Here is a 25,204-nt window from a genome sequence, read left to right as displayed (position 1 = left end):
ATGAGCAAGGAATTGCCGAACTCCGTCGAATCATGTACTATAAAAGCTAGATGTGAGGAGGGCCATGCATGTTTTCAGAACAAAAGAAACGACCATTCTTCAAAAGAAAAATGGGGATCGTCCTGTTATCTGTCCTTGCTGTCATCATCATTGCAGCATTATCAGGCTTTTTATATGTTAAATCAGCACTCGGACCGGTCGATCAAAAAAGTAAACAAACGATTAATATTCATATTCCAAATGGGACATCTGTGCGCGAAATTGCGGGCATTTTAAAAGAAAATGGGCTCATTTCGAATGACACGATTTTCACTTATTATGCGAAATACAAAAATGCGTCCGGCTTTAAAGCGGGTTATTTTCATTTGAAACAAACAATGGACGCAGACACGCTGATCAAAAAGCTGACATCTGGCGGAACAGATTACGCCTTTCAGCTTGTGATTCCAGAGGGAAGACAGCTATCTGATATTGCAGCGATTATTGCAAATCAGACGAATTTTTCAGCGAAGGAAGTTGAAGCAAAGCTGGATGATCCTGCTTTTATTCAAACACTAATGAAAAAATATCCGAAAACCGTGACATCACAGGTGAATGGGAAACAGGTGAAACATCCGTTAGAGGGTTACTTATTCCCTGCTACGTATCCATTTTATCGTGAGGATGAATCACTCGAGACGATCATTGAAACGATGATTAAACAAACAGATCAATACGTGAAAACGTATGAAAAAGACATGAAAAAGAGAAACATGTCCATACATGATGTGTTAACGATGGCATCACTCATTGAAATGGAAGCAACAGAAAAGACAGATCGGGCAAAAATCTCAAGTGTATTCTATAACCGGTTGAAAAAGGACATGCCGCTTCAAACTGACCCAACCGTTCTTTATGCACTTGGTGAGCATAAATCCCGCGTTTATTACAAAGACCTAAAAGTGAAATCTCCTTATAACACGTATAACAACAAAGGGCTGCCGCCTGGACCTATTGCAAATGCTGGTGAATCCTCTTGGAAAGCAGCACTGCATCCAGAGAAAACGGATTACGTTTACTTCCTTGCGAAGAAAAATGGAGAAGTCGTATTTACGAAAACGTTAAATGAGCATAATAAAGCAAAAGCGAAATACATCACAGGCAGCAATTAACGTACAAGTGAATCGAAAAAGACTGTAGACAATACGAGATTGCCTGCAGTTTTTTTCGTTGGAATATCCATTTTATAGGTTCGCAATTACCACTTCTTTGTGGTAAAATATATCGGGTTGTTTTTACTTAGATGAACGAAAGATTGACGAGAAAGAGAGCTGCAATAGGCAGGACTCTTCTTTTTCAGGTCATGAAGGAGCTAGACAGATAATGACTATCGAAGATGATCGAATAAATGATTATATTGAACATTTAATTCACCCAAGTCCTGATGCAATCGCTCAATTAGAGATATATGCAAAAGAGCATCATGTGCCAATTATGGAAAAGGTGAGCATCGAGCTTTTACTGCAGCTTCTTTCGATGAAAAAGCCGAAGAAAATTCTTGAGGTTGGGACAGCGATTGGCTATTCCGCCATTCGAATGGCAACAGCTCTGCCAGATGCTGAGATTTATACGATTGAGCGAAATGCAAAGCGCTATGAAGAAGCGACACGGAACATTGAGGAATTAAAGTTAAAAGAAAGAATACACGTGTTTTTTGGTGATGCGATGGAATCGGCTAAAACGGTCCAAACGATGGCGCCCTATGATGTGATTTTTATTGATGCTGCAAAAGGGCAGTACAAGCGTTTTTTTGAATTGTTTGAACCGATGCTTGCTCATGACGGAATGATTATTACAGACAATGTATTATTCAAAGGCTTAGTGGCAACGAATTATGAAGAAGAAATTGAAGATAAACGAAAAAAACAATTAATTGGAAAAATTGATCGATACAATCAATGGCTCATGTCAAACCCTGATTTCCAAACGTGCATTATTCCAGTTGGAGACGGGATCGCCATTAGTACAAAAAGAGGTGACCAATCATGAAGAAACCAGAATTGCTTGTAACGCCAAGCAGCGTGTCAGACGTCATGCCATTAATTGAGGCAGGAGCTGATGCATTCTTAATAGGCGAACAAACATACGGTATTCGTCTTGCAGGTGAGTTTTCAAGAGAAGATGTGAAACAAACGGTTGAGCTTGCACATGCCCATCAGAAAAAAGTGTATGTGGCGATGAATGCAATTTTTCATAATGACCGCGTCCAGCTGCTTGGAGATTATTTAACTTTTCTCGATTCATTAAACGTGGACGGTGTCGTCTTTGGAGACCCAGCCGTGATCATGGCTGCAAAGGAAACAGGAGTGAACCTGAATCTTCACTGGAGTACAGAAACGACTGGGACAAACTATTACACTTGTAACTACTGGGGTAGAAAAGGTGCATCGCGTGCTGTTCTTGCAAAAGAGCTGAATATGGACAGTGTGATCGACATCAAAGAAAATGCTGAAGTGGAGATTGAAATCCAGGTCCATGGCATGACATGTATGTTTCAATCAAAACGTACGCTCATCGGCAACTACTTTGAATACCAGGGCAAACAAATGGATGTCGTAGGCAGACATATGGAGGAAGGGCTATTCCTGCATGACCAAGAGCGTCAAAACAAATACCCTATTTTCGAGGATGCCAACGGGACACATATTATGAGTCCAAATGATGTGTGTATGATTGACGAATTAGAAGAGTTTGTTGACGCAGGCATTGACTCATTTAAAATTGACGGAATTTTAAAGTCACTTTCTTATATGACAGAGGTGACATCACTTTATAGAAAAGCAATTGATTTACTAACGACTGACAAAGACGCGTATGAAGATCAGAAAGAGGACTGGGTGAAGCGAATTGAAGAGATTCAGCCAGTGAATCGTTCGATTGATACAGGATTCTTCTTTAAAGAAACGGTTTATTAAGATAAGAGGAGGCAGAGGAAATGGCATTATTGAAAGATGGTATTTCTGAAATGATTGATGGGAAACGTGTCATTACAAAAAAACCAGAACTGCTTGCACCCGCAGGAAACTTGGAAAAGCTGAAAATTGCTGTACATTATGGAGCTGACGCTGTTTTTATTGGTGGGAAAGAATTTGGGCTTCGCTCTAATGCAGATAACTTTTCTATTGAAGAAATGGCAGAGGGCGTCGCATTTGCAAACAAATATGGCGCACGCATTTATGTGACAACGAATATCTTCGCCCACAATGAAAACATGGATGGGCTGGAGGAATACCTTCAAGGGATTGAAGGCGCTGGAGTAGCAGGCATTATCGTAGCTGATCCACTGATCATTGAAACATGTAAACGTGTTGCACCGAAGCTTGAAGTCCACTTAAGCACACAGCAATCTCTTTCAAATTGGAAAGCTGTTCAATTTTGGAAGGAAGAAGGGCTTGAGCGTGTGGTGCTTGCACGTGAAACAAGTGCGCTAGAAATTAGAGAAATGAAAGAAAAAGTCGATATTGAAATCGAAACATTCATTCATGGTGCGATGTGTATCGCATACTCTGGCCGCTGCGTGCTCAGTAACCATATGACGGCAAGAGATTCTAACCGCGGAGGCTGCTGCCAGTCCTGCCGCTGGGATTATGATCTTTATAAACTAGAAGGTTCTGAGGAAGCACCATTATTTGGTGAAGAAGATGCACCATTTGCGATGAGTCCAAAAGATTTGAAGCTTGTTGAATCCATTCCTCAAATGATCGAAATGGGAATTGACAGCTTAAAAATCGAAGGACGGATGAAATCCATTCATTATGTTGCCACTGTTGTCAGTGTGTATCGTAAAGTCATTGATGCGTATTGTGCTGATCCAGACAATTTTGTCATTCAGCAGGAATGGTTAGATGAATTAGATAAATGTGCAAACCGTGACACAGCACCAGCCTTTTTCGAAGGCGTACCAGGAACAGATGAACAAATGTTTGGCATTCATGGAAAGAAAACGACCTTTGATTTCGCAGGTCTTGTTCTTCATTATGATGAAAAAGAACAAATCGTGACATTGCAGCAGCGTAACTTCTTTAAGCAAGGCGACGAAGTCGAATTCTTCGGACCAGAAATTGAGAATTTCACATGCAAAATTGAGACGATTTGGGATGAAAAAGGAAATGAACTAGATGCCGCTCGTCATCCGCTGCAAATCGTCAAATTCAAGCTTGATCAAAAAGTATACCCTAGCAACATGATGAGAAAGGGGAAATAACAGCCACATGAGGAGTAAACCAGTTGTCATTGGTATTGCTGGCGGCTCGGGTTCAGGTAAAACGAGCGTCACCAATTCGATTTATGAAAAATTTAAAGGACATTCCATCCTCATGCTTCAGCAAGATTTATATTACAAAAATCAAAGTCATATGCCATTTGAAGAGCGCCTGCTCACGAACTATGATCATCCGCTTGCATTCGACAATGACCTGATGTTTGAGCATTTGGAACAGCTCCTAAGGTACGAATCCATTGAAAAACCAATATATGATTTTAAACTGAACACACGTTCAGAAGAGACTGTTCATGTTGAGCCGAAGGATGTCATTATCGTTGAAGGTATCTTTGCGCTCGAAGATGAACGTTTGAGAGACTTAATGGATATTAAACTGTATGTCGATACAGATGCAGACCTTCGCATCATCCGCCGCATTTTACGCGATACGAAGGAAAGAGGCCGGTCGATCGACTCTGTGATCGAACAATATGTATCTGTTGTCAGACCGATGCATAATCAATTCATTGAACCGACAAAACGATACGCCGATATCATCATCCCAGAAGGCGGCCAAAACCATGTGGCAATAGACTTAATGGTCACAAAAATTCAAACCATTCTTCAAAACCGAGCAGAGTAAATGGTGGCGAAGAAAAAGACCTTTACAGTGTAAAGGTCTTTTCAGCATCATATTAATAAACAGTCACGAAAACTTGTCCTAAGATAGACGATCCTTTATAAAGAGTGATAGTGGCTTTACCAGTTGAATGAGCGGTCACTAGTCCACTAGAGCTAACAGAAGCTACACTCTGGTTATCTGTCCAATAACGTGTAGCTGCAGAATCATAGACCGAGTGCCGCTCACCAACTCTTAAAGGTAAACTGTAATCTTGAATCGAAATCACATCTAAAGTTTGAAATCCAGAAGAACTGTGATTGACTGTGAAATCCGCTGTTTCTTTGGCTGAAGCCATGCCCATTAGTGAAAAAGATAAGGTAGAGATGGATAGAACAGAAACAATTGTTTTCTTCATGTTCATTTAAAACACTCCCTAGCATATATTTGGTCTTGCATTGATAGAATTCAACAAAAACCAAATATTTCCTTGTTAATATTTGTTAATGATATGTGAACATTTATGAAAGCAGCATTATCGGAAAAAATCTTGAGGGTTTGATATGATAAGAAAACAATGAAGAAAAGAAGAGTTGGAGAAATCACTACCACATAGCGAAAGAATGAAGTTGAAAAAGTATATTAAAAAAACGACAAACAAATCATCACAAATTTTCAAACAATTCTTGATCAAAACGCAATTTTGTAATAATATAGCATAGACATATCGTACACTGACCATATTATGTATTGGAAGATGGAGAATGGGTAAGCTATTCTTCTACATATGATCGAAATGGCCGAACGAGGTACAGGAGCTTCCTGTGCCTTTCCACAGTTTGTGCGATTTTAGACCGCTGCGGAGTGGTCCTGTCTAATAAAAGGCATAATAGTTGCATCTAAAAGGGACGCCATGTAAGATGGACTTTTACGAATATGGGACAGAAGGAATGAGGGCCTGAACATGTCCTCATTCTTGTATATTTCAGTCGTCACTCACGTGCAGAAATTTGTATGATGAGGATTAATAGAAGGAGTGAATGATTCATGGCACAAGAGAAAGTATTTCCAATGACAGAAGAAGGAAAGCGTAAATTAGAAGAAGAACTTGAACATTTGAAAACGGTTAAACGTAAAGAGGTTGTAGAGCGTATTAAAATCGCTAGAAGCTTTGGAGACCTCTCTGAAAACTCGGAATATGATTCTGCTAAAGAAGAGCAGGCGTTTGTAGAAGGCCGTATTACAACGCTTGATAATATGATTCGTAATGCCAAAATTATCGAAGATGAAGGAAATTCAAATGTTGTTTCACTTGGTAAAACGGTGACATTCGTTGAATTACCAGACGGCGAAGAAGAGTCTTACACCATTGTGGGAAGTGCAGAAGCTGATCCGTTTGAAGGCAAGATTTCAAACGATTCACCGATTGCAAAAAGCCTTTTAGGTAAACAAGTAGACGACAAAGTAACCGTTCAAACACCTGGCGGAGAAATGTTCGTCCAAATTGTAAAAATTTCATAATCACGTTTATCACGTAAACACCTCGTCCACAATAGGGACGAGGTGTTTTTATGCGCAAAAAAAGAAGAATTCAATGGACAGGTGCGATTATTTTTATGCTATTTCTCGGTCTTCTGATGAGACTGGCAGAAATTCAGCTGTTCTTCACAGAATCGTTTTCAAAGCTTGATATCAATTTAATACAAGAAAGTGTCAAACAGCGAACAGAAGAAGTCGTCATTTCAGACGGACGCGGTGAGTTTTTAGATCGAAACGGCCAAGCACTTCTTACAAAAGAACAGCCCGCGGTTATCTTATTTCCTTTCCTGCAATATGATCTTCCGCGCTTGCAGCAAACTGCCTCAATTCTTGAGATGGAAGAGAATGAACTCAAAAAACAGTTAACAGAAACGAAAAAACCGCTCATTTTAAAAGATGACATTTCGAAAAAAAAGCTGAAAGACATCAATGATATGAAATATTCAGGTGTGTACGGCGTATATATGAAAGAGAAGGACAAAAAAAGACTTGCCCTCCACACATTAGGTTTCACAAGCGAGAATCCAGAACTATTGAGAAAGCGTTATCCTGACAAAAAAGAGCTTTCCATTCGTACTGAAATCGGCACATTTGGGCTGGAAAGCACCTTTGACGAATTTCTATTACCCGAGCAAGACACAAAATTGTTATATCATGTGGACGGAAGGGGAAACCCTTTGTTCGGTATGGACGTCAAATATACAGCAGAAGCTCATTCCTTTTATCCACTTCAGGTACAGACAACAATAGATGAAGACATGCAGGCTGAAATGGAAAAGGTGCTCAAAGAACAAGGCGTTGAAAAAGGCGGTGCCGTTCTGCTTGACATTGAAAAAAGCAGTGTGCTGGCGATGGCGAGTACCCCAAATGTCACAAGCAAAAACCGGCACGAGGCAAGAAATTACATGCTGACAGCGATTGCACCAGGCTCTGTCTTTAAAACGGCTGTGCTTGCCGCAGCAATCGAAAAAAACCTTGACCAGCCACAAACCATGTATGACTGTCGAAAGAATTTATATGGAGAGCCTGAAGGAAAACAGGAAGTGCTAAATCTGACGGACAGTTTCTCAGAGAGCTGCAATTATACCTTTGCGACACTTGCTGAAAGGCTCATTCAAGCAGATGATCAAATCATCGAAAAGACGGCTGCAAAGCTTGGACTCTTAGATCGAGCTGGCTGGGAAGGGGATGTCTATCATAAGCAGCACTTCAAACAGTTTGATCGTGAAGAAACAGGCAGTGTGTGGGGAGATAAAAGAGACAAGCATGTCAAAAAAGCCATTGCACAAACCGCAATAGGACAAAAAAATGTCAAAACGACTCCTCTGCAAATCGCGAATATGATGGCTACGATCGCAAGAGGAGGAGAACGAAAAGAAGTGAAAATCGCAGAAAAAGTGCTGTATCAAAACGGAACAACGATGCTGTCCTTTCAAAACAAACGGCCTGAAGGGAGCAGCATAGACCGCTATACAGCTCAAAAGCTGCAAAAATTCTTAAGACAGGTGGTGACCTCTGACAAGGGAACCGGAAGAAGGTTTCAAGATTTGCCATACGATGTAGCGGGGAAATCAGGTACTGCCCAAACCGGCGGTCAAGACAAAAAGGGGAATCCGCTTTATCATAAGTGGTTTGCTGGATACTTTCCGGTAGAAAAACCAAAATACGCCCTTGTCGTTGTTCACCTTGACGAGACAAGTGGCCGGGCTAAGACAAATGATGCGTTTTATGATATTGTAAAAAAGGTCAATGAAATTGAAAAGAAACAGACATAGAACATCCCTTCATGACATGTTAGAATAGTAACGACTTAGGGAACAGAGGCAAAGGAGTGCAGAGATTTTGAGTAGAAATTCTCGATTTGAACATCGTGATAAGCGCAGAAAGGCAAATATGGTGCTTAACATATTAATTGGTATCGTTGTGGTGCTTATTTTGGTTGTCGCATCGAGTTTGTTAATTTTTAATAAGCCGAAAGATACAGATGTAGCGGATGCACCATCAAAAACGGCACCTGCAACAAGTGAAAATAAACAAAACTCAGAAGAAGATGTGAAAGATCCAAAGAAAGACACATCCGATGATTCAGATGCAAAAAAAGATGATTCATCTGATCAAGACGACGATACGAAGAAGACAGATGATGAAGAAAAACCTAATAAAGATGCGTTAAAAGACGCCAAAGAAACAGACGGCGGCAAAACAAGTGACGTCGACAAAACATACGAAAACGATGACTGGGAGCCTGTAGGAACAGAGCAATCCGGTTCACATACAGCAACCTATGATTCGAGCTCAACAGACTGGAAAGAAATGATCAAAGCGATGTCTTATGCGACAGGGATTTCAGAAGATCAAATGACCGTTCTTTGGTTAGGAAATAACGGAGGTCCTCAAGATGCAAAAGGAACCATCCGTGATAAATCAACAGGTGAACGCTACCGCGTGGAAATTACGTGGGTAGATGAAAAAGGCTGGAAACCTGTGAAGGTTGAAAAATTAAGATAAACATGAAAAAAAGATAGCAGATATGCTATCTTTTTTGTTTAAACATTCGCTTTAAAATGAACAACTGCTGTATACAAAATCCGCTCATCGATCACAGTCGTTTGATGACTGACAGAATGAACGGTCAGCAGAATCGCCTGATTATGTTCAATTTGTTTTTGGATCTTTTGTTCAAGTTCTTTTAAAGATGTTGCTTCAAAAAATTCAATTTTATCCTTTAAAAAATCCAGCTGAAAATCCATTTGATTCACCTCTCTATACTCTTCATTCATCTTAATCTCTCTCCCTCAGAAGGGCAAATATTTTTCTACCTCTCCCAGTATTTTTTAGTAGGAAAGAAACAGAAGTTGTGGTAGGATAGGAACTGTTCGACGGAATAAAACATACTATACGCATAGGAATAAAAAGATAAAGTGGAGGGAAAGAAAATGGGACGTGAATTTCTTTCTTTATTTGATCATTGGGCTGACTCTTATGACGACACGGTGAGTGGTCATGACGAGCAGTATAAAGAAGTGTTTCGCCGGTATCCGGCTATTTTAAAAGAAATTACCCGCCGTTCAGGCCAATATGTTCTTGAGTTTGGAAGCGGTACGGGGAATCTAACAGCGCTCCTGCTTGCAGCTGATAAAAACGTGTTTGGTGTTGAACCATCAGATGCCATGAAGAAAGCAGCTCTTCAAAAAGGAATACCAAATATACTTCATGATGGGGATTTTTTATCATTTCCAGCGACGCCTTTTGAGCCGGATACGATCGTCAGCTCATATGCATTCCACCATTTAACGGATGAAGAAAAAAAACAAGCCATTCACACCTATAGCAACATCCTTCACTCAGATGGTAAAATAGTCTTTGCTGATACAATGTTTCAAAATCAAGCAGCACATCAAGCTGAAATCGACAAAGCGAGAGCTGCCGGGTTCGATCAGCTTGCAGAGGATTTAGAAACGGAATATTATCCATCCATTGATGTGTTAAAGCAAATCTTTGAAGAAGAAGGTTTTAGCACATCCTTTCATCAAATGAATGATTTTGTTTGGATCGTAGAAGCGAAGAAAAGGGAATGAAAGGATGTTTTTGTTTTGAAAATCGCAGTTATAGGTGCAATGGAAGAAGAAGTGACGATTTTAAGAGATCAACTAAAGAATGCTACACAAGAAAACATCGCTGGGTGTGAATTTACAACAGGTGTTTATGAAGATAAAGAAGTGATTTTATTAAAATCAGGGATTGGAAAAGTAAATGCAGCGGTCAGCACAACATTACTGCTTGACCGCTTTCAGCCAGATTATGTGATCAATACAGGATCTGCTGGCGGTTTCCATCACTCATTAAATGTAGGTGATATTGTCATCTCTACTGATGTGAGACATCATGATGTAGATGTGACCATCTTTGATTACGAATATGGACAAGTGCCGGGACTTCCAGCTGCTTTCATTGCAGATGAAAAGCTTGTGAAGCTTGCAGAGGAATCTGCTTTAGAGATCGATCATATTCAAGTGGCAAAAGGAACGATTGCAACAGGAGATTCATTTATGAATGATCCGGATCGTGTAGCGTTTGTAAGAGAGAAGTTTCCAGAGCTATATGCGGTGGAAATGGAAGCTGCAGCCGTTGCACAAGTATGCCAGCTCTTTGGTACGCCATTTGTTGTCGTTCGTGCGCTATCAGATATTGCAGGGAAAGAATCCAATATCTCCTTTGATCAATTCCTTGAGCAAGCAGCGATTCACTCAACCGACCTTGTCTTGCGTATGATAAAGCAAACACAATAAAAGAAGGGGTTTCCCCCTTCTTTTCCATGCAAAGGAAGGGAATTATATGGCTGTCATAAAGGATATTACCGAATTAATTGGCCGCACACCGCTTTTAAAGCTGTCAGGGATTGGCGTCCCAGAAGGCGTTGAGGTGTATGCAAAGCTTGAGATGATGAATCCAGGTGGAAGTATTAAAGATCGTTTAGGTGATATGCTCATCAGAGAAGCATTAGCATCTGGCAAACTGCGTCCAGGCGGAACCATTATTGAAGCAACTGCTGGGAACACAGGAATTGGGCTTGCCCTAAGTGCAAGAAAGCATCAATTGCAGACCATTTTTTGTGTACCAGAACATTTTAGTCAAGAAAAACAACAGGTGATGAAGGCGCTCGGTGCAGAGATTATTCATACGCCAAGAAATGAAGGCATGAAGGGTGCGATTGATCGAGCCCTTGAACTAGAGGCAAGCCTTGACAATGCCTATTGTGTTTTACAATTTAAAAACCAAGTAAATCCATTGACTTACTACAGAACGCTAGGTCCGGAATTATGGTCCGACTTAAAAGGGAATATCGATGTATTCGTCGCAGGAGCAGGATCTGGTGGGACTTTTCAAGGTTGTGCCGCCTATTTAAAAGAGCAGCATCCGTCGTTAAAAACGGTTGTTGTGGAGCCTGAAGGGTCAATTTTAAATGGTGGGGATCCGGGCCCGCATAGAACAGAAGGAATTGGTCTTGAATTTATCCCAGATTATATGGAGCAGGCTTTATTCGATGAGATTTACACTGTCAGTGATGATGATGCGTTTCGAATGGTGAAAGAAGCAGCTGAAAAAGAAGGTGTTCTCATCGGCAGCTCTTCTGGTGCTGCTTTATTTGCCGCTTTAGAGGAAGCAAAGAAAGCAGCACCTGGGTCAGTCATTGTGACCATTTTTCCTGACAGCAGTGAGCGATATTTAAGTAAAGGAATTTATGAGGGAGGAAAATAGAATGAAACCAAAAACAATGATGATTCACAGCGGAACAACGGGTGATGAAAGAACAGGCGCCGTGTCTGTACCTATTTACCAAGTGAGCACGTATAAGCAGCCAAAAGCAGGCGAACATACGGGGTATGAATACTCCAGAACAGCAAATCCAACAAGAACCGCACTGGAAACAGTCATTCGTGATCTTGAAGGAGGAGCAAACGGCTACGCATTTGGTTCAGGGATGGCAGCCATTACGGCTGTGATGATGCTGTTTAACAGCGGGGATCATATTGTGCTGACAGATGACGTGTATGGCGGAACCTACCGCGTCATCACAAAGGTGCTAAACCGTATTGGCATTACTGCAACCTTTGTTGACACAAGTGATCCTGAAGCGGTGAAAAAAGCCATTTTACCTGAAACAAAAGCCGTTTACATTGAATCACCAACCAATCCTTTACTCAAAATGACGGATCTAAAAGCGATCGGCGAATTGACAAAGGAAGCCAACATCTTGATGATTGTCGATAATACATTTTTCACACCGTATTTCCAAAAGCCGATTGAATATGGTGCGGACATTGTTCTGCACAGTGCGACTAAATATTTAGGCGGTCATAGTGATGTTGTGGGCGGGCTTGTCGTCACAGCGACGAAAGAGCTTGGAGAAGAACTGCACTTTGTTCAAAACTCGACAGGCGGAATTCTTGGACCGCAGGATTCATGGCTTCTCATGAGAGGGATGAAAACACTTGGGCTAAGAATGGAAGCACATCAACAAAATGCACAGAAAATCGCTGAGTTTTTAAAGCAACATCCAGCTGTCACACGTGTTTATTATCCAGGTCTCGGTACTCATCCTGGCCATGAACTTGCGAAAACACAAGCATCTGGCTTCGGCGGAATGATCTCTTTTGATATTGGAAAAGAAGAACATGTTGATGTATTTTTGAGCCAGCTAAAGCTGTTTACGATCGCAGAAAGCCTTGGAGCTGTTGAAAGCTTAATTTCTGTCCCTGCCCGGATGACCCATGCGTCCATTCCAAAAGACCGCAGGGAGGAGCTTGGCATCACAGATGGTTTAATTCGTATTTCCGTTGGGATTGAAGATGTTGATGATTTACTACATGATATCAAGCAAGGACTTAGCGCGCTGGCGAATGGATAGATTTACATGCTCCTCGCTTTCTCTCACTATGTTAAGCTATGAATAGACATTGATAACTGGAAGGTGAAACAAGTGAAGAAAAAGTGGAGTGATTTAGTGACAGATTACAAGCAGTACGCTTTTATTTTGCTTGCTGTCAGCACCTTTTTATATATTGGTACGATCTTACCGAACCAGCACATCGAAGCATCTCCAAAAATGCTGATGATGGGAATAGATTGTGTTTTCTTATTAGCCGCTTTTGTTTGTGTTAAACGTGCGATTTTCTTTCAAAAGAAACTGCAAGAATTAGATGAAGATTAATTCGAAAGCCTCCTCATGTGCCTGAGGGGGCTTTTTTCATTGTATTGGACAATCGGACAAGAATAACTGTAGAAATTTAGTCAAAAACACAAAAATCATCTATATTACTAAAAACAGGTTTACAAAATGGTGCTTGCTGGATATACTTACAAAGTAATTAAAAAAACGTAAAGGAGGCTGAAGAATATGTTATTCGTATCTACTTGTGATCAATTCAACCAACAATTTCATCATGTCATCAGCCTGTGGAAGAGTTCGTGTTCTTCCTTTGCCTTATACGGTGCACGCTTTATAACTGTTTAAGTAGTAAACGAGGATTTCACACGTATCATCCATTGCAGGTTGGAAGACAATGTCTTTTGAGCTGTATTTTTGTGTGCCCGCAGGTCAACTGATAAAGAAGATCTGCGGGCTATTTCGCGTGCTGCGAACTGAAGGGAGGTGAGCGTATATGACAATCCATTTATTTTTTATTACATTGACGATCAAGCGTAAATACAAGGATATTGAGACTGTTCTTTACGAACAAGAAGTCGAAACATTTTATGAAGAAATGAAACAGAAACAACTAAAGTATATGAACTAAAACAGGAAATGAAAAAAGTGAAAAGGAGGAGATTGACATGTTTATGATGCTTGCCATGCTTGATTGTTATACGAGGGAGAAGGACCAGGTTTAGACACGCTCCACATTGATCACCTGCACATATGATAACCGTAAAAGGAGATTGTGAGGTGATCAATAAATGTCGATGTCACCCTATATGAGATTTCCGTCTGTGGGGCACGGATATGCATCTATTCCGCATTCCTTAAAGCACGGGTACGGCAATCCATACCGCATGCAAAGAGAGCAAGAGGAAATGCTCAGACGTTATATGTATCAATACCGGACTTATTGGTATTAAAGAAAAGGAGCAGGAAACGTCATGGTTTCCTGCTCCTTTTACATTAGCAAATCCAGCTTGCACCAATGATGATCAACAAAATGAACAGTACAACAAGCAATGCGAATCCGCCTGCAAAACCGCCACCGTAGCCACCGCAGTAGCCTCCAGAATAACCGCCAAAGCCCATAATCTAGCACCACCTTTATCTTATCAAGATACATTTATAAATTATGCAGCTCATGCAGAAAACGAAATCAATCTGAGCACAAATAATGAAAACGCCTATTCAGGTCAAAAAATTTTCACTTTCTGCGAAACATTTTCTGAAAAGGAGCGTCTTATAAAGGATAAATAAATTAGGACTAGGTCTTAATTTTTGTTAGGTGAGAGCCGATATGAAAAGTAAGAAAATTTGTAAATAGTTATATTTACTGGTGAAAAGCAGGTGTTAACATTGATTCAAAGCTGGATTGGGAAACAAATGAGAGAACCAAAAGGCTTGTTCTCAAAATGGGTTGCCCGCTATATGGAAAAAAATCATCATAATATCAATGAATGGACGCTTCAACTCTTAAATATACAGGAAAATGACCGAATTTTAGAAATTGGGACTGGAAGAGGCATCACCTTATCAAAGGTAGCAGAAAAACTTGACCGCGGAAAAGTATATGGAGTGGATGCCTCTCGTCATATGATTAAATATGCAAAAAGAAAACATAAGAAGCTTGCGGAACAGGACAAAGCCGTTATTACGCTTGGCAAGGCTGAGCAATTACCTTTTGAAGACAGATCATTCAATAAATTATTTACGGTGCAGACGATCTATTACTTGAAGGATATTGAGCAAGTTATGAAGGAAGTGTACCGCGTCCTTCAAGTGGATGGTGAAGTATTTTTATCTTTTCAAAAGCAGGAGCTGGTAAAGGAACAAAAACGGTCAAAATCTTTTTCATCGTACAGTGAACAAGAGATCAGCCGTCTGTTTTCAGCTTATCACTTTAGAGAAGTCTCGGTTTATCACTATGATACATACATCTGTATCAAAGCTTTAAAATGATGAAAATATTTCCCAGGTAATGAACAAGCACTCAAAAAGAGGCTCTTCGTCAGAGGAGCCTCTTTGTCTGCAATTGAATGTAAAAATAAATAAAGGCTCTTCATCAGAAGAGCCTTTTGTATGTAAGGTAGGCGCCAGCCAGGTGTGTAAGGAATGATAGTATATATAAGGAATTTGTTTGTCGATTAAGGATACCTGTCTGGCTTATTTCTTATATCGACACCGTTCTGCAAAAGTTTAGCTTTTTTTTCAATATTTTCTTTTTTATTTCACTGGAAGACACATTTTTCTTTCTCATGTAGACATGTACCTCCTTCTTTTTCACATAATGTGCGGTTTGAAGAAGGAAATTGCTTAAGAAATAGAGAAAATTGTAGAGACTTCATTTTTAAACAAAAGGGAGGAATGAAATCATGTCGGGAAACAAAGGTGTCGTTTATAAAGGAGCAGGAAAAGTAGCAGTTGAGGATATTGGATACCCTGATTTGGTCTTAAAAGATGGCCCGGGTGTACCTAAAGCCAATGTGGGGCGCAAATGTGAGCATGGCGTCATTTTAAAAGTAGTGACGACGAATATTTGCGGAAGTGATCAGCACATGGTAAGAGGGCGTACGACTGCACCTGAAGGACTTGTCCTTGGTCATGAAATTACAGGTGAAGTCGTTGAAGTTGGGCGAGATGTGGAATTTATTCAAAAAGGAGATCTCGTGTCCGTTCCGTTTAATATTGCATGCGGACGCTGCGTCATGTGTAAGGAACAAAAGACCCATGTGTGCTTAAATGTAAACCCGGACCGTCCAGGCTCTGCCTATGGATATGTAGATATGGGCGGATGGGTTGGCGGTCAATCCGAGTATGTCATGGTTCCATATGCAGATTTTCAGCTGCTCAAATTTCCAGACAAAGATCAAGCGATGGAAAAAATCCTTGATCTGACAATGCTTTCCGATATTTTCCCGACAGGTTTTCATGGTGCTTATACGGCAGGAGTAAAGCCTGGTTCGACCGTATATATTGCAGGTGCTGGTCCAGTAGGTCTTGCAGCAGCCCATTCGGCTCAGCTTCTTGGCGCATCTGCTGTGATTGTTGGAGATCTGAATGAGCAAAGACTGGAGCAGGCAAGAAGCTTCGGCTGCGAGACGATCAATTTACGAAAACATGATCGAATCGGCGAACAAATTACGAATATTTTAGGGGAGCCAGAAGTCGATTGTGCTGTCGATTGTGTCGGCTTTGAAGCTTCGGGTCATGGAGATCAGGGAGAAGCACCAGCGACCGTTTTAAATACAATTATGGATATTACCAAAGTTGGCGGCAAGCTTGGAATTCCAGGGCTTTACGTCACAGAAGATCCAGGAGCAGTGGATGCCGATGCAAAAGTCGGTTCTCTGAAAGTGCGAATTGGACTTGGCTGGGCGAAAGCTCATACCTTTGTGACAGGTCAAACCCCTGTTATGCAATATCATCGCAGTCTAATGAAATCCATTTTAAGCGGAAGAGCACAGATCGCCAAAGCCGTCAATGCGACCGTCATTGACCTTGATCAAGCCCCTAAAGGATATAGTGACTTTGATTCGGGTGTGGCGAAGAAATTTGTGATTGACCCGCACGGGATGCTTTCTCGATAATTTTTAACATGAAAGGAGCCGCTCAATAAAATGGGACGGCTCTTTATTGTGGAAAATCCAATCTATTTCAAAGGGGAGGAATCAGATGAATGCAGATCAAGCCAAAAGAAGAGTTATAGAACAATTTGGGAGAAATGCAGAAAAGTATGTGACGAGTCAAACTCATACAAAGGGAGCAGACCTAGATCTAATTGTTGAATGGGCAGCTCCAGAAGAAAGCTGGGTCGTTCTCGATATAGCAACTGGTGGCGGGCATACCGCAAAAACACTGGCTCCATATGTGAAACAAGTGTTTGCGACGGATTTAACGAAAGAAATGCTTTCTCATACATCACTTCATTTAAAAGTTTATCCACAAATTTTTTATGTAGTAGCGGATGCAGAAAGCCTTCCTTTTTTAGATGGCACATTTGATATGGTCACATGCCGAATTGCAGCACACCATTTCCCGCACCCTGAACAGTTTGCCAAAGAGGCATCTCGTGTATTAAAGTCAAATGGTCTGTTTTTCTTTATTGATAATATTTCGCCAAATGATGAAGAGCTTGCACTATTTATCAATGAGCTAGAACGATTGAGAGACCCAAGTCATGTCTCCTGTCTATCTACAGAACAATGGCGGGAATTGTTTTTAAAAGAGGGAATAAAAGAAGTAAAATCAATGGAACGAAAAAAACGTTACCCTTTTCAAGAATGGGTCAAGCGAACAACGAAAAATTTAAAGGAAGAAGAGATTGTTACAGAATACTTGTTAGATGCTAACGAGAAAATAAAGCAATATTATAGATTGAAAATGACAGAGGATCAAATAGAATCAATAGAGGTAGATGACTGGATTGCTCTTTTCAGGAAAGGGTAAAAGTAAATCATTCAAACCAGTCATAGAAAGGAATCAATCAAATGCTGAATTTTAAAGGAAAAACCGTCATCATCACAGGCGCAGCCAATGGAATTGGTGAAGCGATCGCCTGCGGCTATGCAAAAGAAGGGGCGCGTGTGATGCTTGCGGATATAGATGAAGAGAAGGGGAAGCGTTTGGAGGAGCAGCTGAGAAAAGAGTCCTATGAAGTTTATTTCATCAAAACGGATGTGAAACAAGAGAAGGATATCCAGCGCTTAATGTCGTTTGCAGCGGAGCGCTGTAAAACGATTGATATTCTCATCAATAATGCAGGCGTCATGTGCACAGCATCGCCTTATGAGTTAACAGTCGATGAGTGGGATCATGTGCTGCATACAAACGTAAGAGGGACTTTCTTATGTGCTAGAGAAGCAGCACGTTATATGAAAGAAAATCCAAAAGGCGGTTCCATTGTGAACATTTCATCCACCCGTGCGACCATGTCAGAGCCTCATACGGAAGCTTATGCTGCATCAAAAGGCGGGATTTCCGCGCTTACTCATGCCTTGGCGGTTTCTTTTAGTCAGGATCACATTACGGTGAATAGCATTTCCCCTGGGTGGATTGAAACGAAGGATGAGAAAAGTCTTCGAGAAGTTGACCATCAGCAGCATCTTTCCAATCGAGTCGGCACGCCAAAGGATATTGTGAAAGCTTGTTTTTATTTAACAGATGAAGACAATCAATTTGTGACCGGTACAGATTTGGTTGTTGATGGTGGCATGACTAGAAAAATGATTTATGCGGATTAACATAAAAAAACATTGACGCTTTGATCGAGCGGCAGTACAATATGTAACAATTCAGCTGAAGATCGTGATGAAAAAAAGACACAGCGCCAATAGAGAAGAGTACATCATAGCTGCCCCACACAGAGAACTCCGTGAAGCTGAGAAGGAGCTGGGAAGCATGATGGAACCAAGCCTCTTAGCTCTGCACCGGATTCTCTCGGATGGTGGTGCAGCGAATTTCTCCCGTTACAGAGAAGGGTGAATGATCACCCGCTAAGGTTCATCTGGCAACAGATGAATGAACTGAGGTGGCAACGCGGAGTAAATCCCGTCCTCAAGACAGAAATGTCTTGGGGGCGGGATTTTTTTTATGACAAATAGGGGGGACAATGATGAAAAAACATTGGCGGGATATGAGTATTTTGCTTGGAGCCATCGGGATCGCAAACATAGGAGAATGGATTTATATGATTGCCCTCCATCTGCTTATTTTTCAAGAAACGGGCTCTGTACTTGCTGTAACAGCAGTTTATTTGCTAAGACCGGCAGCTTCTCTTTTGACCAATAGCTGGTCTGGCAGTTTGATTGACAGACTGAATCAGCGTAATGTGATGATCAGTTTAGATATTACCCGTGCTTTGCTCATTGCATGCATCCCATTTGCCTTATTTTCAGGACATCTGCTCATCCTGTATGTCATGGTGTTTTTCATACAGATGGCACAAGCGATGTTTCATCCAGCGTCGATGGTGTATATGACAGGACTCATCCCGGCCGATAACCGAAAACGGTTTAATGCCATTCGCTCTTTATTACAATCCGGTGGATTTTTACTTGGACCCGCAGCAGCAGGTCTACTTTTTCTCATCGGGACGCCTGTTCTTTCAATTTATGTAAATGCGTTCTGCCTTTTGATATCTGCTCTGTTAACGATGTGTTTACCGAATTTGCTCAAAACAGATGCTGGCCAAAAGGGGTTTTCCCTTTCAATGTTAAAAGAGGATGCAAAGCTTGTTCTGCGATTTAGTCTGACGTCACGCCAGATCATGGCGGTATATTTATTATTTAGTGCGGCGATATCGGTCCTTCCTACGGCCATTGACTCACTTGAAACAGCCTTTGCAAAAGAAGTACTGCTGCTGACTGATACCCAATATGGCCTTCTTGTTAGTGTGGCTGGAGCAGGCATCATCGCAGGGGCAAGTCTTAATTCGGTCATTGTCGAAAGGCTGTCAGTTTCGCTGATGCTTGGAATCGGCAGTTTGTTTGTGGCGTTTGGCTATCTTATTTATGCATTTTCCAGCACCCTATTTGCAGCCGCTGTTGGATTTTTTGTTTTAGCCTTCTTTTTAGCTTTTGCGAATACAGGTTTTATGACGTTCTATCAAACAAATATCCCAGTAGAGGTGATGGGGAGGATAGCCAGCTTTTATGCTTTCATTGAAGCCATTTTGACAATAGCCATGACAGGAATATTCGGCGGGCTCGCTCATGTTTTATCGATCAGAATGTCCGTCATCATTGGGTGTATATGTATGCTTCTTATCTGTCTATTGCTATGTTTTGTCATCTTTCGTCCATTGACTGTCAAAAAAATAGTGCATCCTACTTAGAAAATTAAAAAAATTATGTTATCATTATTTAAGTAAGTTAATTAAATTGATGAGAAAAGGAGTCTTACAAATGAAAGCACTACGCTGGCACGATCAAAAGGACATTCGACTAGAGGAAATTGACGAACCAACAGTTGCTCCAGGTAAAGTGAAACTGAAAGTAAAATGGTGCGGCATTTGTGGTAGTGATTTACATGAATATTTAGGCGGACCGATCTTCATTCCTGTGAATGAACCTCATCCACTTACAAAAGAAAAAGCACCAATTACATTGGGACATGAGTTCTCTGGGGAAGTTGTTGAAGTAGGAGAAGGCGTGAGCAATTACAAAGTAGGCGATCGAGTGGTTGTTGAACCTATTTTTGCAACTCACGGGCATCAAGGTGCTTATAACTTAGATGAAAACATGGGCTTTTTAGGACTTGCCGGAGGCGGCGGTGGATTCTCTGAATATGTATCAGTTGATGAAGAATTACTTCATTTATTACCAGACGAAATCTCATATGAGCAAGGCGCGCTTGTTGAGCCTTCTGCAGTTGCTTTATATGCGGTACGTTCTAGTAAAGTACAAGCTGGGGATACAGCGGCTGTGTTTGGTTGCGGACCAATTGGTTTACTTGTCATTGAAGCATTAAAAGCAGCTGGTGCTACTGATATTTATGCAGTTGAATTATCAAAAGAACGCCAAGAGAAAGCAAAAGAGCTTGGAGCGATCATTGTAGATCCTTCTCAATATGAAGATGTTGTTCAAGAAATCGCAAGCCGTACAAACGGTGGCGTCGATGTTTCTTTTGAAGTGACAGGTGTACCTGTTGTATTGAAGCAAGCAATCCAATCAACTAGAATTTCAGGCGAAACCGTCATTGTAAGCATTTGGGAAAAAGGCGCGGAAATTATGCCGAACGATATTGTCATTAAAGAACGTACAGTGAAAGGAATTATCGGCTACAGAGACGTATTCCCATCTGTATTAAACTTAATGAGAAAAGGCTATTTCTCTGCAGACACACTCGTCACGAAAAAAATCAAGCTGGACGATGTGATCGAGGATGGCTTCCATGCTTTAATCAATGAAAAAGATCAAGTGAAAATTTTAGTCAGTGCTGAATAAGTAGGATAACAAAGGGAATGGCATAAGTCATTCTCTTTTTTTTATGTGATCAGGTCATTTTCATAAAGAAAGGTGCGGTTGAATAGTGATAAGGGAAAAGATGTTTTTGATAAGGGAGATGACATCATGTTTTATCACATCAAAGAATTGCAATATGAAGCAAAGCCCTCAAAACCTGATCCGCTTTACGCGAAAAAGCTGCAAGAAGTATTAGGCGGTCAATATGGTGAAATTAGTGTGATGATGCAATATTTATTTCAAGGCTTTAATTGCCGGGCAGACCAAAAATATAGGGATTTATTATTTGATGTTGGGACAGAGGAAATTGGTCATGTCGAAATGCTGGCGACAATGATCGCTCGTCTACTTGATAAAGCACCGGTAAAAGAACAGGAACAGGCGTATCAAAGTGATCCGGCACTTGCGGCTGTTATGGGCGGAATGAATCCGCAGCATGCAATTGTTGCCGGCTTAGGGGCGATGGCAGCGGATAGTCAAGGGTATCCGTGGAATGCCAAGTATATCATTGCAAGCGGAAATTTAATGGCGGATTTCAGAGCCAATTTAAATGCAGAATCACAGGGGAGACTTCAGGTCACAAGGCTTTATGAGATGACAGATGACCGCGGCGTCAAAGATATGCTTTCCTTCCTCATTGCTCGTGATACATATCATCAAAATATGTGGCTTGCGGCAATTAAGGAATTAGAAGAGCGGGAAGGGGATGTCGTCGTACCAACCACTTTCCCTCGTTCACTAGAAAAACAGCAAGTATCCTATGATTTGTTTAACTTTTCAAGAGGGGAAGAAAGCAAGGAAGGCAGATGGGCACATGGCCGCAGCATGGATGGAAAAGGAGAGTTCAGATATATTTCTGCACCTGTCGTATTCGGCTCAGCACCAAAGCTCAATCCCGCACCAAAAGAACTGTTTAACACACCAAAAAAGGGTGAATAAAAAAGTCGATCAGGTTTTTGTGCCTGATCGACTTTTTAACGTCCGAGGGTTCTGCCGTACACGCTGACACGTTTCTCTAATAATGCAAAAGCTAATTCAAAGAAAATGCTCAGCAGCCAATAGATCAAAGCAGAGACGAGATAAGTTTCTAAAAACTGATAGCCGTCATTTGCAATGATCCGGGAAATACCCATGATTTCGAGTACCCCAATTGTAAACGAAAGAGATGTCGCTTTTAATAGCTGAACGAGCTGATTGCCTAGGTTCGGTAAGGCCACAACAAATGCCTGCGGCAAAATAATGCGAAGCATCGCCTGCCTTGTGGTCATGCCTACAATTTTTGCCGCTTCCAGCTGCCCTTTGTCTACTGCCAGAAGTGCACTTCGGACCACCTCTGTTAAATGGGCGGCTGAATGCAGGCTGAAGGTAATGAGGGCAACAGCTAATGGGGAGACCATGTCCGGGTGAAAGGTCAGCCCGAATGTGCCGCTCATGCTAGTTAGAACAAAAGGAAGCCCATAAAAGAAAGCAAACAGTTGAACAATTAGAGGCGTACCTCTAAAAAAGGAGACGTAGAGCGTGACCAGCTGCCTGAGTACAGGGATGCGAAAGAGACGAATAAAAGCAAAAACATATCCGATCACAAGACTCACAGCCATAGAAACTAGTGCAATTAATAAGGTGAAAGGAACGCCTTTTAGAATATGAGGTACTTGGTCAATCGCAAATTGAATATCAATGGTTTGCATCTAAATCGCCTCCTTAACGTGACAGGCTGGTGCGGCCTTTTACAAATTTCTTTTCAAGCAGCATGGTGACTAGTTCAATGCTCATACAAATGAGCCAGTACACAATCGCAATGATTACATACACTTCAAACATGCCGATTCCATAGTTATTTCCTAAGATGATCTTCACCTGTCCCATAATATCGATGAGCCCGATCGTAAAGGCAATCGCCGTGTCTTTCACAAGATCAATGGTGTAATTTCCGAGGTTTGGTAGGGCAATGAGAAAGGCCTGCGGGATAATGATCCTGATCAAGGCCTGTGTATCTGTCATCCCAACAATGTAGGCGGCTTCCAGTTGATCTTTTCCAACTGATGAATACGCACTGCGAAAAACTTCAGATAAATAAGCACCCGTATGTAAAGAGAACGTCATCATCACAAATAACACACGATCCCAATGGTTGATTTGAATTCCTGCCACAAGTAAAAGCTGAGGCAGTCCAAAATAAATTAAGAATAACTGAACAATTAATGGCGTACTTCGTGTAAAAGATAAATAGACAACAGCCAATTGCTTCAGCACTGGGATTTGCTTAATACGAATGCATGCAAATAAAAGCCCTATCAAGATGGCAAAAAACAATGACACTACAATAATGAGAAAAGTGAGTGGCAGGCGTTCAAGCACCTGTAAAAAGATCCGCAGCCAATCTCCAGCTGTAAACGTCATGACGCTTCCTTCCTTTCTTCATATTGATAGCCTTGCTCTGAGATGTAGTCAATATCTTGAAAGAAATCAACCCCAAACCACTTTTTCGCAAGCTTAGGCAATGTTCCATCATCAATCATCTCTTGTGTAACCCGGTCCAAATCTGCTGCAAGCTGTTTTTGACTTGGCTGTAAGACAAGATAGATCGGCTCCTTTGACACGATCCCGCCCACTTTGACCTTCAGGTTCAGATGCTTTTGAATGGTATCAAAGGTCGAAATATTCATAAAGGCCGCATCGGACCTTCCGCTTTCAACGCGCTTTAAGTTGAGTTCATTTGAAGGGCTCTCAATGGTTGTCAGCGGAATATCTGGATCATGTTCTTCATTATATTGATTTAATATGGAACGCAATCCGCCGCTAGGACTTACAGGAGCCAGCTTTTTAGATGTCATATCGTCAAGCGATTGAATATCCTGGTTTGATTCATTCACAATTAAACCTGTCATCGAATAGCCGTACGGAACCTTAGGATAAAGAAACCGCTTTTCGCGTTCAGGGTTACTGAAAAACCAATTAGCCGCCATTTCAAACTTCCCAGCGCCAACACCAATAAGATTGGATTCTTCCTCGCCAAAGATGTAATCAAAATGGATGTGCGGAAGTCTTTTTTCCACTTCATTTAAATAATCAATGTTATAGCCAATCGGTTCGTTTCGGTCATTTGTCGCTAAAAAGGGTGGATTGACCTCTGCACTCAGTGCGACTTTCACAATTTGTTTCCCATCATCTGTTGTTGTTTTTACACTGCTGCAGCCAATCAAAGAGAGGAGAAACAGAAGGACACCAGATGTCATGAATGCTGTCTTTTGCTTCATATGTCTTCCTCCGATCCTTGCCACATTCCGCGATGAATTCTGGATAAAAATTGTTTCGTTCGTTCATGCTGAGGCTTCATCAGAACATCTTCTGGTGAGCCTTTTTCAACAATTTCCCCATCTGCCATAAAGATCACCGTATCCGCTACGTCCTTTGCAAAGGAAATTTCATGCGTCACAATGACCATCGTCATCCCTTGGCTTGCAATATCCTTGATCATTTCAAGGATTTCTCCAACCATCTCTGGGTCCAGTGCGGACGTTGGTTCATCAAACAGAAGCACCGCAGGATTCATCGCAAGAGCGCGGGCAATTCCAATCCGCTGCTGCTGCCCGCCAGATAGTTCACTCGGAAATGCATCCTTTTTATGAAGCAGTCCAATCCGCGTTAAAAATTGCTCTCCAACCTTTTCTGCTTCTTTCTTAGACATGTTTTGAGACACAATCAATCCCTCTGTAATATTTTCAAGTGCCCGTTTATTTTGAAACAAGTGATAATGCTGAAATACCATGGAAGATTGCTGCCTTAGTTTTAAAAGATCTTTTTTATGATATCGTTCAAATTGAATCGTGGCTTCTCCAACAGTCAGCTTTCCTTTGTCTGGAATGTCGAGGCTGTTTAAACTGCGGAGAAGTGTTGTTTTTCCTGATCCGCTCGGTCCAATAATTGCGACCACTTCACCTTCTTGTACGGAGAAATCAATGCCTTTTAACACATGGGTCTGCCCATAAGATTTATGTAGATTAGTAGCTGAGATCATAAAAGCATCACGTTCCTTTGACAGATGTACTTAATATTGATAAAATTTAACACATTAAATCCTATAAGTAAAGTGTGTTTTATTCATTCCAATTGGAAAAATGAGATATCATAGATTGTGAGAAACA

Annotated in this window: 29 protein-coding genes; 22 read left to right on the top strand and 7 right to left on the bottom strand. The window is 41.2% G+C overall.

Annotated elements, in window-relative coordinates; genetic code table 11:
- The first annotated feature begins 68 nt into the window (after positions 1-68).
- The 5 genes from mltG to udk all read left to right on the top strand — a co-directional run bounded on the left by mltG (position 69) and on the right by udk (position 4,883).
- On the top strand, positions 69-1,151 hold the full coding sequence (gene mltG / locus OIT90_RS08030; protein WP_039180252.1) for an endolytic transglycosylase MltG: 1,083 nt from the start codon (positions 69-71) through the stop codon (positions 1,149-1,151).
- 211 nt (positions 1,152-1,362) lie between these two features.
- Positions 1,363-2,028, top strand: a complete 666-nt coding sequence (locus tag OIT90_RS08025; RefSeq protein ID WP_039180249.1) for an O-methyltransferase — start codon at positions 1,363-1,365, stop codon at positions 2,026-2,028.
- Positions 2,025-2,954: a peptidase U32 family protein gene (locus OIT90_RS08020; RefSeq protein ID WP_064497887.1), complete on the top strand. Its 930-nt coding sequence runs from the start codon at positions 2,025-2,027 to the stop codon at positions 2,952-2,954. The genes OIT90_RS08025 and OIT90_RS08020 overlap by 4 nt, the downstream gene beginning before the upstream one ends.
- A gap of 20 nt (positions 2,955-2,974) precedes the next feature.
- A complete protein-coding gene (locus OIT90_RS08015) occupies positions 2,975-4,243 on the top strand; it encodes a peptidase U32 family protein (RefSeq protein WP_024423107.1) in 1,269 nt (422 codons plus the stop codon).
- Between the two features lie 7 nt (positions 4,244-4,250).
- Positions 4,251-4,883, top strand: coding sequence for a uridine kinase (udk, locus tag OIT90_RS08010; protein WP_024423106.1), 633 nt, complete (start codon positions 4,251-4,253; stop codon positions 4,881-4,883).
- 52 nt (positions 4,884-4,935) lie between these two features.
- Here udk and OIT90_RS08005 read toward each other — a convergent pair whose 3' ends face one another.
- Entirely contained in the window at positions 4,936-5,283 is a 348-nt protein-coding gene (locus tag OIT90_RS08005; protein WP_247544496.1) for an Ig-like domain-containing protein, read from the bottom strand.
- Between the two features lie 623 nt (positions 5,284-5,906).
- On the opposite strand from OIT90_RS08005, the gene greA reads away from it, so the two are divergent.
- From greA to OIT90_RS07990, 3 genes are all read left to right on the top strand, one after another.
- Positions 5,907-6,380: a transcription elongation factor GreA gene (gene greA, locus OIT90_RS08000; RefSeq protein WP_047202506.1), complete on the top strand. Its 474-nt coding sequence runs from the start codon at positions 5,907-5,909 to the stop codon at positions 6,378-6,380.
- Between the two features lie 50 nt (positions 6,381-6,430).
- Positions 6,431-8,173 carry a peptidoglycan D,D-transpeptidase FtsI family protein gene (locus tag OIT90_RS07995; RefSeq protein ID WP_059374688.1) on the top strand — a complete coding sequence of 581 codons (1,743 nt, stop codon included), beginning with the start codon at positions 6,431-6,433 and terminating at the stop codon, positions 8,171-8,173.
- A 67-nt stretch (positions 8,174-8,240) separates the two neighbouring features.
- Complete coding sequence (locus tag OIT90_RS07990) at positions 8,241-8,906, top strand: YrrS family protein (RefSeq protein ID WP_058839014.1); 666 nt, start codon at positions 8,241-8,243, stop codon at positions 8,904-8,906.
- 38 nt (positions 8,907-8,944) lie between these two features.
- On the opposite strand, the gene OIT90_RS07985 is transcribed toward OIT90_RS07990, so the two are convergent.
- A complete protein-coding gene (locus OIT90_RS07985) occupies positions 8,945-9,148 on the bottom strand; it encodes a YrzA family protein (RefSeq protein ID WP_024423103.1) in 204 nt (67 codons plus the stop codon).
- Between the two features lie 186 nt (positions 9,149-9,334).
- Here OIT90_RS07985 and OIT90_RS07980 point away from each other — a divergent pair, with 186 nt between their 5' ends.
- From OIT90_RS07980 to OIT90_RS07950, 7 genes are all read left to right on the top strand, one after another.
- Positions 9,335-9,976 carry a class I SAM-dependent DNA methyltransferase gene (locus OIT90_RS07980; RefSeq protein WP_251180534.1) on the top strand — a complete coding sequence of 214 codons (642 nt, stop codon included), beginning with the start codon at positions 9,335-9,337 and terminating at the stop codon, positions 9,974-9,976.
- 15 nt (positions 9,977-9,991) lie between these two features.
- Complete coding sequence (mtnN, locus tag OIT90_RS07975) at positions 9,992-10,687, top strand: 5'-methylthioadenosine/S-adenosylhomocysteine nucleosidase (RefSeq protein WP_024423101.1); 696 nt, start codon at positions 9,992-9,994, stop codon at positions 10,685-10,687.
- A 46-nt stretch (positions 10,688-10,733) separates the two neighbouring features.
- Complete coding sequence (locus OIT90_RS07970) at positions 10,734-11,657, top strand: PLP-dependent cysteine synthase family protein (RefSeq protein ID WP_423358324.1); 924 nt, start codon at positions 10,734-10,736, stop codon at positions 11,655-11,657.
- Position 11,658: 1 nt separating this feature from the next.
- Positions 11,659-12,807 carry a bifunctional cystathionine gamma-lyase/homocysteine desulfhydrase gene (locus OIT90_RS07965; protein WP_039180222.1) on the top strand — a complete coding sequence of 383 codons (1,149 nt, stop codon included), beginning with the start codon at positions 11,659-11,661 and terminating at the stop codon, positions 12,805-12,807.
- Between the two features lie 72 nt (positions 12,808-12,879).
- A complete protein-coding gene (locus OIT90_RS07960; RefSeq protein WP_034279976.1) occupies positions 12,880-13,110 on the top strand; it encodes a YrhC family protein in 231 nt (76 codons plus the stop codon).
- Positions 13,111-13,561: 451 nt separating this feature from the next.
- A complete protein-coding gene (locus OIT90_RS07955; RefSeq protein ID WP_064497892.1) occupies positions 13,562-13,696 on the top strand; it encodes a YrzI family small protein in 135 nt (44 codons plus the stop codon).
- 160 nt (positions 13,697-13,856) lie between these two features.
- Entirely contained in the window at positions 13,857-14,018 is a 162-nt protein-coding gene (locus OIT90_RS07950; RefSeq protein ID WP_155267112.1) for a hypothetical protein, read from the top strand.
- A 43-nt stretch (positions 14,019-14,061) separates the two neighbouring features.
- Here OIT90_RS07950 and OIT90_RS07945 read toward each other — a convergent pair whose 3' ends face one another.
- Complete coding sequence (locus OIT90_RS07945) at positions 14,062-14,187, bottom strand: YjcZ family sporulation protein (protein ID WP_008342643.1); 126 nt, start codon at positions 14,185-14,187, stop codon at positions 14,062-14,064.
- A gap of 267 nt (positions 14,188-14,454) precedes the next feature.
- On the opposite strand from OIT90_RS07945, the gene OIT90_RS07940 reads away from it, so the two are divergent.
- The 7 genes from OIT90_RS07940 to OIT90_RS07910 all read left to right on the top strand — a co-directional run bounded on the left by OIT90_RS07940 (position 14,455) and on the right by OIT90_RS07910 (position 21,998).
- Positions 14,455-15,057 carry a class I SAM-dependent methyltransferase gene (locus OIT90_RS07940; protein ID WP_474892501.1) on the top strand — a complete coding sequence of 201 codons (603 nt, stop codon included), beginning with the start codon at positions 14,455-14,457 and terminating at the stop codon, positions 15,055-15,057.
- Positions 15,058-15,470: 413 nt separating this feature from the next.
- A complete protein-coding gene (gene fdhA, locus OIT90_RS07935; RefSeq protein ID WP_024423097.1) occupies positions 15,471-16,685 on the top strand; it encodes a formaldehyde dehydrogenase, glutathione-independent in 1,215 nt (404 codons plus the stop codon).
- Between the two features lie 85 nt (positions 16,686-16,770).
- Complete coding sequence (locus OIT90_RS07930; RefSeq protein ID WP_474892425.1) at positions 16,771-17,544, top strand: class I SAM-dependent methyltransferase; 774 nt, start codon at positions 16,771-16,773, stop codon at positions 17,542-17,544.
- A gap of 44 nt (positions 17,545-17,588) precedes the next feature.
- Positions 17,589-18,338 (top strand): SDR family oxidoreductase, encoded by a 750-nt coding sequence (locus OIT90_RS07925; protein ID WP_474892500.1) that lies wholly within the window; start codon positions 17,589-17,591, stop codon positions 18,336-18,338.
- Between the two features lie 371 nt (positions 18,339-18,709).
- Positions 18,710-19,930, top strand: coding sequence for an MFS transporter (locus OIT90_RS07920; protein ID WP_144464168.1), 1,221 nt, complete (start codon positions 18,710-18,712; stop codon positions 19,928-19,930).
- 70 nt (positions 19,931-20,000) lie between these two features.
- Positions 20,001-21,041 (top strand): 2,3-butanediol dehydrogenase, encoded by a 1,041-nt coding sequence (locus OIT90_RS07915; protein WP_025092841.1) that lies wholly within the window; start codon positions 20,001-20,003, stop codon positions 21,039-21,041.
- Positions 21,042-21,167: 126 nt separating this feature from the next.
- The gene (locus tag OIT90_RS07910) at positions 21,168-21,998 is read left to right on the top strand and encodes a manganese catalase (RefSeq protein ID WP_058839021.1); all 831 of its coding nucleotides are present in this window, start codon (positions 21,168-21,170) and stop codon (positions 21,996-21,998) included.
- A gap of 35 nt (positions 21,999-22,033) precedes the next feature.
- Here OIT90_RS07910 and OIT90_RS07905 read toward each other — a convergent pair whose 3' ends face one another.
- The 4 genes from OIT90_RS07905 to OIT90_RS07890 are packed head-to-tail and all read right to left on the bottom strand — an operon-like array spanning position 22,034 to position 25,077.
- Entirely contained in the window at positions 22,034-22,747 is a 714-nt protein-coding gene (locus OIT90_RS07905) for an amino acid ABC transporter permease (protein WP_474892424.1), read from the bottom strand.
- Positions 22,748-22,760: 13 nt separating this feature from the next.
- Positions 22,761-23,459 (bottom strand): amino acid ABC transporter permease, encoded by a 699-nt coding sequence (locus tag OIT90_RS07900; RefSeq protein ID WP_039180205.1) that lies wholly within the window; start codon positions 23,457-23,459, stop codon positions 22,761-22,763.
- A complete protein-coding gene (locus OIT90_RS07895) occupies positions 23,456-24,316 on the bottom strand; it encodes an amino acid ABC transporter substrate-binding protein (RefSeq protein WP_039180202.1) in 861 nt (286 codons plus the stop codon). The genes OIT90_RS07900 and OIT90_RS07895 overlap by 4 nt, the downstream gene beginning before the upstream one ends.
- Complete coding sequence (locus OIT90_RS07890; RefSeq protein ID WP_059374701.1) at positions 24,313-25,077, bottom strand: amino acid ABC transporter ATP-binding protein; 765 nt, start codon at positions 25,075-25,077, stop codon at positions 24,313-24,315. The genes OIT90_RS07895 and OIT90_RS07890 overlap by 4 nt, the downstream gene beginning before the upstream one ends.
- Between the last annotated feature and the right edge of the window lie 127 nt (positions 25,078-25,204).

The sequence above is a fragment of the Bacillus sp. ABR genome, assembly GCF_056172715.1.
This window is presented reverse-complemented; position numbering and strand designations above follow the sequence as displayed.